General features: G+C 65.9%; 14 protein-coding genes and 2 tRNA genes. 5 read left to right on the forward strand and 11 right to left on the reverse strand.

Annotated features, from left to right (window positions below):
• The first annotated feature begins 109 nt into the window (after window positions 1-109).
• Entirely contained in the window at window positions 110-1,837 is a 1,728-nt protein-coding gene (locus AB4879_RS02535) for an MFS transporter (protein ID WP_370506300.1), read from the forward strand.
• On the opposite strand, the gene AB4879_RS02540 is transcribed toward AB4879_RS02535, so the two are convergent.
• The 4 genes from AB4879_RS02540 to AB4879_RS02555 all read right to left on the reverse strand — a co-directional run bounded on the left by AB4879_RS02540 (window position 1,834) and on the right by AB4879_RS02555 (window position 5,135).
• Window positions 1,834-1,995: a hypothetical protein gene (locus AB4879_RS02540; protein WP_370506284.1), complete on the reverse strand. Its 162-nt coding sequence runs from the start codon at window positions 1,993-1,995 to the stop codon at window positions 1,834-1,836. The two genes, AB4879_RS02535 and AB4879_RS02540, sit on opposite strands and share 4 nt — an antisense overlap.
• A 270-nt stretch (window positions 1,996-2,265) precedes the next feature.
• Window positions 2,266-3,465 (reverse strand): cytochrome P450, encoded by a 1,200-nt coding sequence (locus AB4879_RS02545; RefSeq protein WP_370506285.1) that lies wholly within the window; start codon window positions 3,463-3,465, stop codon window positions 2,266-2,268.
• An 89-nt stretch (window positions 3,466-3,554) separates the two neighbouring features.
• Window positions 3,555-4,940 carry an FAD-binding oxidoreductase gene (locus AB4879_RS02550; protein ID WP_370506286.1) on the reverse strand — a complete coding sequence of 462 codons (1,386 nt, stop codon included), beginning with the start codon at window positions 4,938-4,940 and terminating at the stop codon, window positions 3,555-3,557.
• Between the two features lie 119 nt (window positions 4,941-5,059).
• Window positions 5,060-5,135, reverse strand: a tRNA-Lys gene (locus AB4879_RS02555).
• 165 nt (window positions 5,136-5,300) lie between these two features.
• Between AB4879_RS02555 and AB4879_RS02560 the strand changes: the two genes are divergently transcribed.
• The gene (locus AB4879_RS02560; protein ID WP_370506287.1) at window positions 5,301-6,521 is read left to right on the forward strand and encodes an Ig-like domain-containing protein; all 1,221 of its coding nucleotides are present in this window, start codon (window positions 5,301-5,303) and stop codon (window positions 6,519-6,521) included.
• On the opposite strand, the gene AB4879_RS02565 is transcribed toward AB4879_RS02560, so the two are convergent.
• The 5 genes from AB4879_RS02565 to orn all read right to left on the reverse strand — a co-directional run bounded on the left by AB4879_RS02565 (window position 6,518) and on the right by orn (window position 10,117).
• Window positions 6,518-7,804 carry a hypothetical protein gene (locus AB4879_RS02565; protein ID WP_370506288.1) on the reverse strand — a complete coding sequence of 429 codons (1,287 nt, stop codon included), beginning with the start codon at window positions 7,802-7,804 and terminating at the stop codon, window positions 6,518-6,520. The genes AB4879_RS02560 and AB4879_RS02565 overlap by 4 nt on opposite strands.
• Window positions 7,805-8,025: 221 nt before the next feature.
• The gene (locus AB4879_RS02570; protein WP_370506289.1) at window positions 8,026-8,484 is read right to left on the reverse strand and encodes a hypothetical protein; all 459 of its coding nucleotides are present in this window, start codon (window positions 8,482-8,484) and stop codon (window positions 8,026-8,028) included.
• 290 nt (window positions 8,485-8,774) lie between these two features.
• Window positions 8,775-9,053 carry a hypothetical protein gene (locus AB4879_RS02575; RefSeq protein ID WP_370506290.1) on the reverse strand — a complete coding sequence of 93 codons (279 nt, stop codon included), beginning with the start codon at window positions 9,051-9,053 and terminating at the stop codon, window positions 8,775-8,777.
• A 312-nt stretch (window positions 9,054-9,365) separates the two neighbouring features.
• Window positions 9,366-9,438, reverse strand: a tRNA-His gene (locus AB4879_RS02580).
• 43 nt (window positions 9,439-9,481) lie between these two features.
• Window positions 9,482-10,117, reverse strand: a complete 636-nt coding sequence (gene orn, locus AB4879_RS02585) for an oligoribonuclease (RefSeq protein WP_370506291.1) — start codon at window positions 10,115-10,117, stop codon at window positions 9,482-9,484.
• Between the two features lie 74 nt (window positions 10,118-10,191).
• On the opposite strand from orn, the gene AB4879_RS02590 reads away from it, so the two are divergent.
• Window positions 10,192-11,763, forward strand: coding sequence for a helicase HerA-like domain-containing protein (locus tag AB4879_RS02590; RefSeq protein WP_102808644.1), 1,572 nt, complete (start codon window positions 10,192-10,194; stop codon window positions 11,761-11,763).
• Window positions 11,764-11,833: 70 nt separating this feature from the next.
• Here AB4879_RS02590 and cmrA read toward each other — a convergent pair whose 3' ends face one another.
• On the reverse strand, window positions 11,834-12,640 hold the full coding sequence (cmrA, locus tag AB4879_RS02595; RefSeq protein ID WP_102808643.1) for a mycolate reductase: 807 nt from the start codon (window positions 12,638-12,640) through the stop codon (window positions 11,834-11,836).
• 73 nt (window positions 12,641-12,713) lie between these two features.
• Here cmrA and AB4879_RS02600 point away from each other — a divergent pair, with 73 nt between their 5' ends.
• The gene (locus AB4879_RS02600) at window positions 12,714-14,033 is read left to right on the forward strand and encodes an MFS transporter (RefSeq protein WP_370506292.1); all 1,320 of its coding nucleotides are present in this window, start codon (window positions 12,714-12,716) and stop codon (window positions 14,031-14,033) included.
• Here the strand turns inward: AB4879_RS02600 and AB4879_RS02605 are convergent.
• Complete coding sequence (locus AB4879_RS02605) at window positions 14,030-14,791, reverse strand: MmpS family transport accessory protein (protein ID WP_370506293.1); 762 nt, start codon at window positions 14,789-14,791, stop codon at window positions 14,030-14,032. The genes AB4879_RS02600 and AB4879_RS02605 overlap by 4 nt on opposite strands.
• A gap of 136 nt (window positions 14,792-14,927) precedes the next feature.
• Here AB4879_RS02605 and AB4879_RS02610 point away from each other — a divergent pair.
• Window positions 14,928-16,809, forward strand: a 1,882-nt coding sequence (locus AB4879_RS02610; protein WP_370506294.1) for an alpha/beta fold hydrolase, incomplete at its 3' end; no start/stop codon positions are given.

The following is a 16,809-nucleotide window of genomic DNA, read 5'->3' on the forward strand; positions in this document are numbered from 1 at the left end:
GATAATCGCGGTGGGAAATTCACAGGAAGTCATTTACATAGTTAATGAATGTTTTGGTTATCCCTCGACTGGACGTGAAGGGAAGCCGACAGTGACGACTACCGACCCGATGACCGACGCACCGGCGGTCGATACCGAACTCGACGCCGTCGTCGAGACCACCCGACGGCGGCAGCGGATGGACCGGGAGCATCCCCGCTACAAGTGGGTGGCGTTGTCGAACACGACGCTGGGTGCACTGCTGGCCTCGATCAACTCCTCGATCGTGCTGATCTCGCTGCCGGCTATTTTTCGCGGCATCGGGCTCAACCCGTTGGCGCCCGGAAACGTGGGCTACCTGCTGTGGATGCTGATGGGATATCTCGTCGCCACCGCCGTGCTGGTGGTGCCGCTGGGCCGGCTGGGCGACATCTTCGGCCGGGTCCGCATCTACACCCTGGGCTTCGTGGTGTTCACGATCGCGGCGATCGCCCTGTCCTTCGACCCCTTTCATCTGGCGAGTGGCGCGGTGTGGCTGATCGGCTGGCGGGTGGTCCAAGGCGTCGGCGGCGCCATGCTGATGGCGTGTTCGGCGGCGATCCTCACCGATGCCTTTCCCAGTCGCCAGCGGGGGATGGCCTTGGGCGTCAATCAAGTGGCCGCGATAGCCGGCCAGTTTCTCGGGTTGCTGATCGGCGGTCTGCTGTCGCAATGGGATTGGCGGGCGGTGTTCTGGGTCGGCGTGCCGCTCGGGCTGGCCGGAACCATCTGGAGTTTCCGGTCTCTGGTGGAGGTCGGTGTCCGTACCCCGGCCAAGCTGGACTGGTCGGGTACCGCGCTGTTCGCTGTCGGATTCACTGTGCTGCTGGCCGGCATCACCTACGGCATTCAGCCCTACGGGGGGCACCCGACCGGCTGGACCAATCCGTGGGTGCTGGGCGCCATCGGGTCGGGCGTGGTGCTGCTGGCGGTGCTGTGCATCGTCGAGCTCCGGGTTCGCGCTCCGATGCTCGACGTCCGCCTGTTCACGTCCAAACCGTTTGCCCTGGGCAACCTTGCGGGGTTGATGGCGGCGGTCGGGCGCGGGGGACTGCAGTTCATGCTCATCATCTGGCTGCAAGGGATCTGGTTGCCATTGCACGGCTACAGCTTCGAATCGACTCCGTTGTGGTCGGGCATCTATCTGCTGCCGATGACTCTCGGCTTCCTGGTGGCCGGCCCGCTGTCGGGCACGCTATCCGACAAGTTCGGCTCGCGTCCCTTCGCCATCGGCGGCATGTTGTTGATGGCCGCGACTTTCCTTGCGCTGATGGTCATTCCGGTGAACTTCAGCTTCTGGGTGTTCGGGGCGCTGATCTTCCTCAATGGTGTGGGAGGCGGCGTCTTCACCTCGCCGAACACGGCAGCGATCATGTCCAGCGTGCCGGCGTCCGAGCGCGGTGCCGCCTCGGGCATTCGGGCCACGTTCACCAACGCCGGCATGTCGCTGTCGATCGGCATCTTCTTTTCGCTGATGATCGCCGGCCTGGCCAAGTCGTTGCCGGGCACGCTGAGCGCCGGGCTCCAGCAGCAGGGCGTCTCGCTGACCGACGCACACCGCATAGCGGAGCTGCCGCCGGTGGGCAGCTTGTTCGCGGCGTTCCTGGGCTACAACCCGATCGGCGAGCTCATGGGTGACACGCTGCAGCAGCCGGGCGTGAATGCATCGGTGCTGACGGGCAAGGAGTTCTTTCCGAACCTGATTTCGGGGCCGTTCCACGCCGGGCTGACGGTGGTGTTCATCGCCGCGGCGGTGATGATGGTGATCGGGGCGGCCGCGTCGTGGGTCAACCCGGGGCGCGTCGCCGAGAGTGACTAGCGGCGGCGCAGCCAGTCCCCGAGCGAGCGGCGGAAGCCGGGGGGATTGGCCGTCAGACCCAGCCGGCCGCAGCTGTGCACGTGCAGCGGAGTCGCCGGTGCGGGTGTCTGCGGAGCTACCTCGCCCTGGGGGTGGGAAACGAGGTTTTCCGGCTTCATGCGGCTAAGTCCTCACTGCGTCACTGGACGCGCGGTCCGGGGGCGGCTGTTGGTCAGTACAGCTAACGCCGACTATAACACCGCATTTTGCATAAGTGCAGCACAAAGCACTACTTCGGATCGTGGATAACCCTTCCGGTTATCTTCATGTCGACATTTTTGCTGGTCAGTAGACTGTCCCGGCGTTTTGCCCAGCAGATTCACAGCGATGCATCTCACAGGCGTCGCCGACTGGTACACCCGCAACCTCGGGCAACGTCGAAGTCGTGATCAGGGCAGGGCGATCGGCAGCCGTTCCCAGCCCCGCACGGTCGAGGTCGGTGCCAGTTTGGCGTTCGCGTAGTCGATGTCCCACTCGGGGAAGCGGTTGAGCAGCTCGTCGAGCGCGACCCGCCCCTCGATGCGGGCCAGGTTGGCGCCGAGGCAGTAGTGGACACCCTTGCCGAATGTCAGATGGCTGATGGTGTCGCGGTGGATGTTGAAGCTGTCGGGGTCGTCGTAGCGGCGCGGATCGCGGTTGGCGGCGCCGAACAGCAGGAGCATCGCGCTGCCGGCGGGCACCGTTGTGCCGTAGCACTCGAAGTCTTTGAGCACATAGCGCCCGACGTGCGGGCCGGTGGGTTCGAAGCGCAGTGTCTCGTCGATCGCCCGGTTCAGCAGCGAGCGGTCGTTGCGGACGTCGCGGCGCTGATCGGGGTGCTCGGCCAGAACCTTGGCCAGCCAGCCGATCAGCCGCCCGGTGGTCTCGTTGCCTGCGCCGGCTACCACCTGGGTGTAGTGCAGCACCTCTGTCCGGGTGAGTTTGCGGCTGACCCCGTCGGAATCGACGAACTCGACGTTGAGCAGTGCGGTCATCAGATCGTCGGAGGGGTTGTTCGCCCGCCATTCGACGTAGTCGGCGTAGATCCGGCCGTCGGCGATGCGGTCGGGGTCGGCGACTTTCATCGGGGTCCCGGGTTTGGTGCGCAGGTTGGCGTCATTGGCATCGCGCACCGAAACCTGTTCGGACTCCGGTATTCCCAGCAGCATGCCGATCACGCGCATCGGCATCATCGAGGCCAGTTCGGCGATGATGTCGAACCCGCCGGAGCCGACCAGCGGATCGAGGCAGCCCACGCAGTACCGGCGGATCTGGTCTTCGATCTCCGCCATCCGCCGCGGTGTGAACACCCGCGACATCAGCCCGCGCAGTTGGGTGTGGGCGGGCGGATCCTGGAACATCATCACGCCGCCGGGCATGTCGAAGTCGGACTTGATCAGCTCCAGGATGTCGCTGCGGCTGTTGGAGAACGTCTCCCAGTCCGACAGCGCGGCCTCGACGTCGGCGTGCCGCGACAAGGCCCAGAAGTCGTAGCGCTCGTTGCGGTAGATCGGCGCCTCGTCGCGCAGGCGGGCATACACCGGATACGGGTCGGTGACGATGTCGACGTCATACGGGTCGTAATAGACGGTGTCGTTCGCAATCGCCATATCCATCCCCGGTCCTGGCCCCGTTGCGTGCTGAGCGATCGCTCAAACGCTCGGGTGGTGCCATGTTTAGCAGCCCCGGCGAGCACCGGTCAAGGATGTTGCTGGACGAAAACGACGCCGGGGTTCAGGATTCCGGCCGGGTCGAAACTGTGCTTGATCCGCTGCATCAAGGCCAGCTTGGCCGGATCCTCGAGCTCGCAGAAATAGTCGGCCTTGGCCCGCCCGACGCCGTGTTCGCCGGAGATCGCCCCACCCAGCGACATCCCCATCGCGAAGATCTCGGTGAGCAGCTTCTTGCGGGTTTTCGGATCTTTGCAGAACAGCACGCCGTGCACGTTGCCGTCGCCGGCATGCCCGCACCCGCTCATGCCGACGCCTTCGGCCATTGCGATGTCCCGGGCCCGGCGCAGGAACTCCGGCATAGACGCCCGGGGCACGACGACATCGATGATGTCGTCGGCTCCGATCGCCTTGGCCGTCCAGAAGACGTTCTCCCGCGCCACGATCAACCGGCGCGCTGAATTGCCTTGCAGTACATACGCATCCAAGGCGCCCCAGTCGGTGAGCAGCGCGCCCAGCGCGGTGGCGTCCTCGTCGAGGCGGTCGGTGTGGTTGTTCTCCAGGGCGACGACGAGGTAGGCCGCGCAGGTCTCGCGGATCTCCTCGGGGATGCCCAGCTCCAGCTTCTCGGCGTTGACGATCGCGGCCATCACGACGTTGTCGATGTACTCGACGATCGTCGGGTTCAGCCCGCTCGAGATCAGCTTCGGCACGGCGGCCATGACCTGGTCGAAATCGTCGAACGGCGCCAGCACGGTGACACTGTGCGCCAGCCGGGGCACCAGCTTGACGGTGACCTCCGTCGCCAGCGCCAAGGTGCCCTCGGAGCCGATGATCAGCTGCGTGAGGTCGTACCCGGTGGAGATCTTCGACATCTTGCCGCCGGTACGGATGATCTCGCCGGTGGGCAGGACGGCCTGCAGGCCGAGCACGTTGTGGCGGGTGACTCCGTACTTCACCGCGCGCATGCCGCCGGCATTGGTCCCGACGTTGCCGCCGACGCTCGACGACAGCTCGCCCGGGTACACCGTGTAACTCAGCCCGACGCGGGCGGTCTCGGCATCCAGCTCGGTCAGGGTGACACCGGGCTGCACCACCGCGACGTGATTGTCGGTGTCGATCTCGACTATGGCGTTCATCCGCTCGAATGAGATCAGCAGCCCGTCGGCGACCGGCTGGGCGGCACCGGACAGCCCGCAACCCGATCCTCGGGCGGTCACCGAAACATGGTGTTCGCTGGCGGTTTTCAGCAGCGCGGCGACCTCTTCGGCGGTGGCTGGCTTGGCGAGGTAGGCGGGACGTTGCGGCGGGATGGTCAGCGCTTCGTCGTGGCCGTAGTCGTCGGAGATGGCGTCGCCGGTCAGCAGGTGGGTGCGCCCGACGATGTCGGAGAAGAGTGCCGCCAGATCGGCCATGGCCAAACCCTAGTCAGCAGGGCTCAGGATCGACAGGTCTGCGGCTCTGGGGAGCGAGGGAATTCGGTGGCGTCGCTGCACATGACAAGAGCCCCGCCCGAGGGGCGGGGCTCTTGCTGTGGTGCGCCGTCAGGGTTTCGAACCCCGGACCCGCTGATTAAGAGTCAGCTGCTCTACCAACTGAGCTAACGGCGCGTGACCGCGTCGCCGACTTTAACAAACACCACTGCCGAACATGAAATCCCGCTGGTGGACTCGGCCGGGCCGCTGATCTGCATGGTCGCCACCAGTCTGGAAGTTCCCTTAGACTATTGCCAAACATTCCCAGCGTTTGCACAGCTAGCAGGATTTGAGGGCGGTATGTGGCAGGTCGGCTCGCTGAACCGGCCGGGGCGTCGAACCCGGCTGGCGGCCCTCGCGATCATCCCCGCCCTGCTCATCGGGCTCAGCGGGTGCAGCAGCGGTGAGTCGGCGCCCGCGCCGGTCAAGGTCATTGCGGACAAGGGCACACCCTACGGCGACCTGCTCGTGCCGCAGCTGACGGCGTCGGTCAAGGACGGAGCGGTCGACGTGCCGCTCGACCGCCCGGTGACGGTGCGCGCCACCGGCGGGGTCCTGGGGTCGGTGATGATGGTCAACGAGTCCGGCAAGCAGGTGGCCGGCACGCTCAGTCCGGACGGCGTGACGTGGTCGACCAGTGAGCCGCTGGGCTACAACAAGAGCTACACGCTGAGCGCGCAGTCGATGGGTCTCGGCGGCGTGACGACCGAGAAGCTGACCTTCGAAACGCAGTCGCCGGAAAACCTGACAATGCCCTACCTTTTGCCCGGTGACGGCGAGGTCGTCGGCGTCGGACAGCCGATCGCGGTGCGCTTCGACGAGAACATTCCGAATCGCCTGGCGGCCGAACGGGCGATCAAGGTGACCACCAACCCGCCCGTCGAAGGCGCGTTCTACTGGCTGAACAACCGTGAGGTGCGCTGGCGCCCGGAGAACTTCTGGAAGCCGGGCACCACGGTCGACGTCCAAGCCAACACCTATGGGGTCGATCTCGGTGACGGGTTGTTCGGCCAGCAGAACTTGTCGTCGCGCTTCACCATCGGGGACGAGGTGATCGCGACCGCCGACGACAACACCAAGCAGCTGACCGTCCGGCGCAACGGCGAGGTCATCAAGACCATCCCGATCTCGATGGGCAAGAACAGCACCCCGACCAACAACGGTGTCTACATCGTCGGCGACCGGTTGTCGCACATGATCATGGATTCGTCGACGTACGGCGTTCCGTCCAACTCGCCCAACGGCTATCGCACCGAAGTGGATTGGGCCACCCAGATGTCCTACAGCGGCATCTACGTCCACTCGGCGCCGTGGTCAGTGGGCGCGCAGGGATATTCGAACACCAGCCACGGCTGCCTGAACGCCAGTCCGAGCAATGCGCGGTGGTTCTATGACAACACCAAGCGCGGCGACATCGTCGAAGTCCGCAACACCGTCGGCTCGACGTTGCCGGGCACCGAGGGGCTCGGTGACTGGAACATTCCGTGGCAGCAGTGGAAAGCGGGCAACGCCAACGCTTAGTTGCGGTCGTCGAAATTGCGGACGAACGACAGCACGCGGGGCGACAAGTGCGGGGGAGTCCAGGGTTCGTGGGTTGATCCCGGCGCCGATTTCACAGCGTGCAAACCCTTTTCGCCGCCGAATCGGCCGATCAGCTCTGTGACGGCGGCGACGTCCTCCGCGACAGTCGGATACAGGATATTGTCGATCTGCTCCTGCAAGGCCGTCAGTTTCGGCTGAATCCCCTTGACCATGTCCAGCACGCTGGGATCGCGGCTCAGCGTGGCGAGGTCGCCGGGCGCCAGCCATTGTTTGCCCGGCTGATTCGCGCGTGCTGCCATGCGCTCCCGGTCCAGGTGAACGTCCACATACGGCTCGCCATGTCGGCGCGCGGTGAACTGGTACCGAAGCGCGTTGCTTTCGTCGTGCTGCAACCACTCATTCAGCTCGCTCAGCCATCGGTAGTCGAACGACGATTCCGTGAGGTCGTCGAACAACGCATCAACCGCCCGGGCCTGAGGGCTGTTGTGGCCGAACACTTTCGACGCGGTAGCGACCGACCGTTGTCGATGGCTGTGTACGGCGGCGGTGACGGCGACCAGAGCCGACCCGATCTTGCGTCGACGCCCGTCGTTAATGCGCTCGTCGAAGGTGGAACCGTGGGTCGTCTGTAGGTCGAGAACGATGCCGGTCACGACGTCAGATAACGTGTCGCTCTCAATTATTATGTGCTGCAACCACTCTCGGTTCACCATTGCTCGAAGGCGGCCGTAGGCCTCGCGATAGCGCTTGTTCTCGGAATCCGTGAGCGCGCACACCTTGTCAAACGTGATCCCGGTGTCCACCGTCGGCCCGGCGCCCGATGCCTGCAGGCTGGTCACCAGCGCGACGGTGCGGGCGTTGATGTCGTCAACCGGCGGACCGCCCTCGTGCAGCCAGCGGTCGCACTCGCGCCGCAGTGTGCCCAGGCAGCGCGTTATCGAGGTGTGCATCGCTGATGCGGTCATCCGGTCGCGAACGTCGGCGGTGCGGTAGTAATCAAGGGTCGCCGAGGTCATTGCATGTGCCAGGGCTTGGAGGGTCCCGAGAACCACCAGGATGGCCGGGTCGTCGTGCGGCGGGGGATCCGCGGCTGCGGCACCCTGCCATATCTCCCAGGCGTCGGCGCAATAGTCGAATGGGTCGTCAGCGTCGATGGAGTCTAGGGCTGCGCGGAAGGCGTCGAGTCGATCGGTCCAGACACCGAGAGGGCCGGTGTCCCCGGCGAACCCGCTCGATTCAGTGGTTATGTCGTGGCCGTGCATGCTGCAACCTCCCCCAGCTAAGCGCTGCAGTTATTACCAGACGGTAGCTCATGCTCGGATGTTTATGTCAGTTAACTGCGACGAGCGGACGGAATCTTTACCATTTCGGTGTCCTGGGCGACCGGATCAGCCCTCGTGAGCCGCGCAAAGGCGGTATTTGAACCGGCAGCCTCAGATGGACACCTGTCCGTTTCGCCGGGCCGAGGAACAAATCGTTGGTGCTACGCAGAGAGTTGGTTGCCAAACTTGGTGGCAACCTCTAATCCGGCCATCGTGGCCGCACTGCGGGACGTGACCGTGGCGGGCCCTGGCAAACCTTCGTGCTGCCACTGCTCGCATTGGAGACGTACTGCGTTCAGCTCATCGATCAGTGAGGCGTGGATGGCGGAGAGCGTCAGCGGATGCGCGCCTCTCGCTGTGCTGTGGTGATCGCGAGCAGTCGACGTGATCGCCGCCGCCAACACCTCAATTACGCCCAGGACTAGAAGCATTGCCGGATCGGTGGCCGAGGGGGGATCGGAGATGGCTGCGCTTTCCCAGATGTCCCACGCGTCCTCGCAGAACGTGTACGGGTCGTCGGCATCGATTGAGTCGAGCGCGGTGACGAACGCCGCCAGGCGGTCCTGCCAGGCGGCCAATTGCTGCGAACCGTCGATTTCAGCGAATTCGTTAGTGGTCATTACTTGGGTCCCTTCGCGATATGCGTCCCCCCGGACGCGAAGCCGTTGTCCTGCTCTTTACCCCGTTGTGAAGATTTTGAATCATCAATCTTTGCCAGGGGCCACCTGGACGCAGTGAGTCTGGCCACAGCGTGCAGCCGTCCGTCCGGGCAATAAGGGCTCGCGCCGGCCGCTCCGGAACCATGCTTCGTGATCAGTGAACTATTAGCTCGCTCGTAACCGGTCGGCCAACGCTCCCGTAACTAAGCGGCCGGGAGTGGATGTTCATGGCGCAGCCGAACCTTGCGGCGTCAGGGCTGATAGCCGGGAACGAGCAGCTGCCCCGGGTAGTTGACGTACAGGGCCAGGCAGGCGAGGTTGTGCCTGCAACCGATGATTGCCCCGGCGTCGGGTGCGGCGCCGACGACTTGGTTGCCCCGCGACGGCAGGTTGCAGTTCACGACGTAGGGGTTCAAGGGGACGATCCCGTTGACACACGGTTGCGGGCCACTGGCAATCTGGCTGGCCGGTGGGTTGAACGAGCTGAACCCCAAGCCCAGCATGGCAGTGCCGATTCCGAGGACGGCCACCGCGAGTGCACGTCCAGATCTGCCGCAGTTCCTCTTCTTCATCTGGTTTGACTTCATCGTCAAGACTCGCTCTCTACGGGGTGAGCACCTGTTCACGCTGACCGGACGCCCAGTAGCTATTCGGAGCCGCATGACCGCCGGATTGGTCGGGGACGGATCGCGAAGCGAGCACTGCGCCACACGGCTTCGGCGGGCTGCCCGCAGTTCGGGGTCATGCGGAACGGCTGTAGGGCTACAGCAAGGTTGCGATAAGAGCGCAAGCTCCTTGGGCACAAAAAAAGTCAGGCCCCGAAATCGGGGCCTGACCTGCAGGGTGGCTGACGGGACTCGAACCCGCGACAGCCAGGATCACAACCTGGTGCTCTACCAACTGAACTACAGCCACCATCGCTGCGAACCGTCCGAAGGCGGCAGCAGCGTCGTCGATACTAGCTGTTGTCAGCCTCTCCAGCCGAATCCGATTCGCCCGGGGCGTCAAGCTCGGCCGCGGCAGCGGCAATCTCGCTGGTAGACGGCCCTGGCTGGGGGACGAACGCGGTGCGTCGGTAGTACTTCAGCTCGCGGATCGACTCCTGGATGTCGGCCAGTGCGCGGTGGGCGAGCCCCTTTTCCGGCTGTCCGTAATAGATCCGCGGATACCAACGCCGGCACAGTTCCTTGATCGAGCTGACGTCGATCATCCGGTAGTGCAGGTAGTTGTCCAGCGTCGGCATGTCCCGCGCGATGAACCCGCGATCGGTGGCGATCGAATTGCCGGCCAGTGGCGCGGTCTTGGCCTGCTTCACGTGGGAGCGGATGTACTCCATCACGAGTTCCTCGGCGGCCGGCACGTCGATGACCGACGCGCGGACCTCCTCGGTGAGCCCGGACCGGCTGTGCATCTGGGTGACGACCTCGACCATTCCGTCTAGTGACTCGTCGTCGGCATGGATGACGACGTCGATGCCCTCACCGAGGACGTTGAGCTCGGCATCGGTCACCAGGGCGGCGATCTCGATGAGCTTGTCGGTCCGCAGATCGAGGCCGGTCATCTCGCAGTCGATCCACACCAATTCTTCACGCACAGCGCTCAACCCTAAGCCCCCGCCGGCTTGTAGTGTCGTAGCGGCCATCACCCGAGCGACCACGGAGGCGGCCGATGAGCAGCGAATCGACGACGACCCCTGCCCAGCAGATCGCCGCGGGGTACGCGACGACCGGGGCGACACTCGATCTCGGCTCGGTGGTCATCGACGGCGCAGTCGATCCGGCGGCCCAGGTCCGCATCCCGCTTGCCATGATGAACCGCCACGGCCTGGTCGCCGGGGCCACCGGCACCGGTAAGACCAAGACGCTGCAGGTGATCGCCGAGCAGTTGTCGGCCGCCGGGGTACCGGTGATGATGGCCGACGTCAAAGGTGACCTGTCCGGTTTGTCGCGGCCGGGGGAGTCCAGTGACCGGACCCTGCAGCGCGCCAAGGACACTGGCGACGACGGCTGGGTGGGCGCGCCGTTTCCCGTCGAGTTCCTTTCACTGGGCACCGGCGGAATCGGCGTCCCGGTGCGCGCCACGATCTCGGCGTTCGGGCCTATCCTGCTGTCAAAAGTGTTGGGGCTCAACGCCACTCAGGAGTCCACGCTGGGGCTGATCTTCCACTGGGCCGACCAGCAAGGGCTGCCGCTGCTGGACCTGAAAGATCTGCGGTCGGTGATCACCTATCTGACCAGCGACCAGGGCAAGGAGACGCTGAAGACCATCGGCGGGGTGTCCGCCCAGACCGCGGGTGTCATTCTGCGCGCACTGGTCAACCTCGAGGCCGAGGGCGGCGACACCTTCTTCGGGGAGCCCGAGATCGACCCCGCCGATCTGCTGCGCGTCGACGCGCAGGGCCGCGGCGTCATCACCCTTCTTGAGCTCGGCGACCAGGCCGCGCGACCGGTGATGTTCTCCACGTTCCTGATGTGGGTGCTCGCCGACCTGTTCACCTACCTGCCTGAGGTCGGTGACGTCGACAAGCCCAAGTTGGTGTTCTTTTTCGACGAGGCGCATCTGTTGTTCACCGATGCGTCCAAAGCGTTCCTGCAACAGGTCGAGCAGACGGTCAAACTGATCCGCTCCAAAGGCGTCGGGGTGTTTTTCTGCACCCAGCTGCCCACCGACGTGCCCAACAACGTGCTGTCGCAACTGGGTGCCCGCATCCAGCACGCGCTGCGGGCGTTCACGCCGGATGATCAGAAGGCACTGTCGAAGACGGTGCGCACCTATCCCAAGACCCAGTTCTACGATCTGGAAACGGATTTGACGTCATTGGGCATCGGCGAGGCCATCGTCACGGTGCTCTCCGAGCGCGGCGCTCCGACTCCGGTGGCGTGGACCCGGCTGCGCCCGCCGCAGTCGCTGATGGACACCATCGGCCCCGATGCGATCAAGGCCGCGGCGCAGTCGAGTTCGCTGTTCGCCAAGTACGGCCAGACCGTCGACCGCGAATCCGCCTACGAGATGTTGGCGACGAAACTCGCACCGCCTCCGGCCGAGCCCGTCGACCTGCCGCCGCTGTTGCCCACCGGAATCGACCTGCCGCCGATGCCCAAGCCGCAGAAGGCCGAGCCCGGCGTGCTCGATCAGGTGATGAACAGCCCGGCGTTCAAGAGCGCGATGCGCTCGGCGGGCACCGTGATCGGCCGCGAGATCACCCGCAGCATCTTCGGGACCGGTCGCCGGCGGCGCTAGGCGCCGAGATCGACGAAATGCGGCCATCTACTCGCACTTCTGCTGCCAAGTGTCGGTTTGGGCGAGAAAGCTAGTCGCCGCCCAGCTTCTTGTAGACCGCGCCGACGATCGGCGTGACGATCGAGCGCGGCGCGTACCCCGACGCCACCGACATCGCCTTGGACGTCAGGCCGGGCACCACCCGCATCTTGTTGTGCTCCAAGCCATCCAGCGAGATCCGTGCCGTGTACTCGGTGTTGATCCACAGAAAGTCGGGGATCAATCGCTCGACCAGTGACTGCTCGGCCTCGTCGGGCAGCTCGGTGCGCACCGGCCCCGGCGCCAGCACGGTCACGTGCACTCCGGCACCCTTCAGTTCGCCGCGCAGCGACTCACTGAACGTGTTCGCGAACGCCTTGGTCGCGGCGTAGGTGGCGTTGTTCGGGATCGGCGAGTTACCGGCGGCCGAGCCCGAGATCAGGATGCCGCCGGCCTTGCGGGCGACCATCCGCGGCAGCACCGCGAGCACCAGATCGTGCACACCGAGAACGTTGAGCTGGACCTGCGCCCGCTCCGCCGCCGGATCGAGTTTCGCAACGGGTCCGAACGTCGCGGTGCCCGCGTTGGCGCACAGGATCGAGATCTCACGGCCGGCCAGTTCGTCGGCGAACGCGGTCCGCGCGTCGGGATCCGCGAGATCGACCGCGCGCACCTCGACGTTGACGCGGTAGCGCTCGGTGAGTTTCGCGGCCAGCTCGGCCAGGACCTCGCCGCGGCGCGCGGTGATGATCAGGTGGTGGCCGCGGGCGGCGAGTTCGGTGGCCAGTGCCTCACCGATGCCTTGCGAGGCACCGGTGACGACGGCTCTGCTGTCCGGGGAAGGTGCGGGTACTGGCATGCGGCAATCGTAGGGGGCTTGGTTCCGGCGGGCAGGAGCGCCAGCGACTCGGGGAATGGATAGGGTGGCCCGCATGACCAGGCCCCCGTCGGTTGCCCAGACCGCCGGGCGGTCAAAAGTTGTGGCGTGGGCGCTGTGGGACTGCGGTTCCACCGGCATGAACGCCATCGTCGCGACGTTCGTTTTCGCCGTGTACCTGACCAGCACGGTCGGCCAGGGCTTGCCGGGCGACACCTCGCCGGCAAGCTGGCTGGGCCGGGCCCTGGCACTCGCCGGCCTCACCGTCGCGGTTCTCGCGCCGCTCACCGGCGTGCTGGTTCAGGCGCCGCAGCGGCGTCGCGCCGCCCTGATGCTGTTGACCGGGTTGGCGGTGCTCTCGACGACGGCGATGAGCCTCATCCACGCGGAGCCGGCCTACTTCGCGATGGGTCTGGTGCTGCTGGCGTTCACCGCCGCATGCGGCGACCTGGCCAGCGTGCCGTACAACGCGATGCTGCGGCAGCTCACCACCCCGCAGACGTCGGGGCGCATCTCCGGAATCGGAGCGGCCGCCGGATACTTCGGCAGCGTCCTGCTGCTGATGATCATCTACGTCGCGTTCATCGCAGGCTCCGGACCGGACCGAGGCCTGCTCGGAATCCCGGTCGCCGACGGCCAGAACGTGCGCGCGGCGATGCTGATGGCCGCCGCCTGGTTCGTCGTGCTGGCGCTGCCCCTGCTGATCACCGCCCACACCCTCGCCCCGGCTCCCGACCTGGAGCCGATGCCGCCCGGTCAGGCCGGCGGCTACCGCGGGCTGTGGAACGATCTGCGCTCCGAGTGGCGGCGTGATCGCAACCTGGTCTACTACCTGGTCGTCAGCGCGATCTTCCGCGACGGCATCGCCGGCGTCTTCGCGTTCGGCGCGGTGCTCGGCGTCAGCGTCTACGGCATCTCGCCGTCCAACGTGCTGATCTTCGGGGTGATCGCCAGCACCATGGCCGCGCTCGGCGCGGTGCTCGCCGGACCGGTCGACGACCGGATCGGCGGCAAACCGGTGATCGTCGCCTCGCTGACCTTGATGATCGTCGTCGGCCTCACGCTGTTGTCGCTGTCGGGGCCTGTGGTGTTCTGGATCTGCGGGCTGCTGTTGGCGCTGTGCGTCGGGCCGGTCACCACGTCCGCGCGCACCGTGCTGCTGCGGATGGTCAGCGACGGCAAGGAAGCCGTCGCGTTCGGGCTCTACACCACCACTGGACGGGCGGCGTCGTTCCTCGCGCCGTGGCTGTTCTTCGTCTTCGTCGATGCCTTCCACGCCGACCGCGCCGGGCTCGGCGGCCTGTGCGTGGTGCTGGCGGTCGGTCTGCTGGGCATGCTGCTGGTGAAGGTGCCCAACAACCACCGGGCGGGTTAGCCCGCTCCGGTGCAGATCGTCAGACCGCGGCCGGTGCGCTCGCGGACCTGTGAGCCGTTCACCGACACGCTGCAGGTCACGTCACGCCCGACATTGACCACCGCGACGCTGGCCGAGGTCCGCGCCGGCGACGACAGGCTGACTTCCTTGCTCCACGGCAGCAGCACGTTGAACTCGGTCTGCATGATGCCGCCGGTGTCGACATAAGTGATGTTGATCGCGCGGCCGTCGCCGGAGACGGTGTACACGACGGTGTCGGTGCCCGTCGGGCTGGTGGAGTCGGTGGGTGGCGGCGCTGCGGTGCTCGGTGCGCCGCTGGTCGTCGGCAGCGTGGGCCGCGTCGTCGACGGCACCAGGGTGGTGGCCCGCGGCGCGGTCGTGGTCTCCGACAGCGATGGCAGCGGTGCCACGACGGTGGACTCCCTGGCCGAGCTGGTCACGATCACCAGGGCGATCACCAGCCCCACCACCAGCAGCACTGCGACCGCGGCGGCGATCCACAACCACTTCGGCGACTTGGGTGGGCCCGGTGGCGGCGCGGGTGGCTCGCTGGGCGGATAGCCGCCGCCTTGATGCCAGTAGGACGGCAGCTGTTCGGTGGGCTGCATCGTCGGCGGCACGCCGCCCTGACCGTAACCGGGGCTGCCGTAGCCGGGTCCGTAATACTGACCGGAGTAGGCGGGATCGGTGCTCGGCGGATAACCATTGCCGGCCGACTGCGTCGGGTCAGACCACTCTGGTCGACGCGGATCGTTCATTCCCACCTCATGCTTGCAGGCTACCTGCGAGTGGCAGCGCGGGGTTGAAGGCCTGTTGCTCAGCACCGTGTTTACCACCGGTGGGCGACGTGGAACGTAGTACTCCGGTAAGAGGAAGCAAAGAAAGTGAGGTGGCGTGGAACCCGACGTGCGCGCGACGTATGGCGCATCCCTGTCGCCGGACGCGACGGCATTCGCCCATATCGTCGACGACGGCGGATATCCGCGCGCCGTCCAGCGTTTCCTGCGGGGCTGGCGGGCGAGTTCGTCCCGTGACGTGGAATTGCCGGTGGAGGGGCCGGTGACCAGGGTCATCCATTCGGCCGACGGGCACTGGTTGGCGTGCCAGGTCGCCCCCGAGGGCAGCACCCGGAGCCAGATCTGGGTGGTCACCACCGACCCCGACGACCGGATGGCCCGCCGGATCGACGGAATGGGCTTCGACGGCATGGCCGGCACGGCCGAGCTGATCGCGTGGGACGGCACCCGGGTGTGCGCGATTCTCACCGGTGAGGACGGCGTCGGCCAGTCCAGCCTGATCGACCCGGCCGACGGCGCCGTGACGGTGCTGGATCGGCGTTCCGGGGGCCGGCTGGTCGACGCCTGGGCGGGGTCATCGTTGATCCGGGTCGGTCCGCGCGGCTATCGCGAGCTGATCATGCTGACCGGCCCGACCGAAATCGCCTTGCTGCCTTCAGATCCCGGCTCGTCGACGGATCTGGGCGTGATCTTGGACGATCATCATCCGCGGCGGCTGCGCTCCGGCCCGGACGGTGAGCACACCACGCTGTACCACCCGGCCTACACCTATGGGCCTGATTTCGTCGACGGTTACGTGCGCGCCCTGATCCGTAGCGACAACGGCTCGGACAACAGCCGTCTGCTCGAGGTCACGGTCACCCCCGACGGCGTGGCCTATCACGTGGTCGCCGAGCGCCCGGGCCACGACCTCGACGAGTTCGTGGTCAGCGATGACCTGTCTACCGTCGCGCTGTTGTGGAACATCAACGGCTGCAGTGAATTACAGATCCTCGAGTATGTCGACTACACGGTATCCGAGCCGATCCCGCTGCCGAATCTGGTGGCGAGCGAACTGTCCATCAGTGCGGGCGGATCGATGGTCGCGATGACGATCCAGGGTGCCGATCTTCCGCGCACCGTCGAACTGGTCGATCCCCGGTCGCGGGAATGGGAGCGCATCGATCGCAAGCCCAGCATCGGTCCGGTGTCGGACCGGCCGAGGCTGCACTTCGTGACCGCGCGAGACGGGCGCTCCCTGACGGGCTGGTTGTATTGCCCGCCGCCCGGCGTCGAGCAGACCGGCATGATGATCTACCTGCACGGCGGGCCGGAAGGCCAGGCCCGCCCCTCGCACAGCGAAATCTTCCCGGGATTGCTCGACGAAGGGATCGCCGTCTTCACGCCCAACGTCCGGGGTTCGGGTGGGCAGGGCCGTGAGTTCGTGCACGCCGACGACAAGGACAAGCGATTCGCCGCCATCGACGACGTGGCCGACTGCGCGCGCTACCTTGCCGAGCGTGGTCTGGCCGATCCCACGCGAATCGCCTGCGCGGGTTGGTCTTACGGTGGCTACCTCACGATGGCGGCGCTGGCGTTCCATCCCGATCTTTTCGTCGCAGGCGTCAGCATTTGCGGGATGAGCGATTTGGGGACGTTCTATCGCACCACCGAGCCCTGGATCGCAGCGGCGTCCTATGCCGAATACGGCCACCCCATCGCCGATCGGGACCTCCTCGACGAGCTCTCTCCACTGCAGCGCGTGGACAAGTTGACCGCGCCGTTGCTGGTGGTGCACGGCGGCACCGACACCAACGTTCCGGTCAGTGAATCAGAGCAAATGGTCGAGGCGTTGCGTGCCCGCGGGCGCACCGTGCGCTATCTGCTCTTTGCCGACGACGGCCACGAGATCGTCAAACGCGAGAATCACGCCGCGCTGGCGCAAGCGGTCGCGGATTGGCTGGCCATGGCGTTTGAGCGCAGCGACATCCGGAAGGTTT

This window comes from Mycobacterium sp. SA01 (assembly GCF_041287105.1).
Taxonomy (GTDB): Bacteria; Actinomycetota; Actinomycetes; order Mycobacteriales; family Mycobacteriaceae; genus Mycobacterium.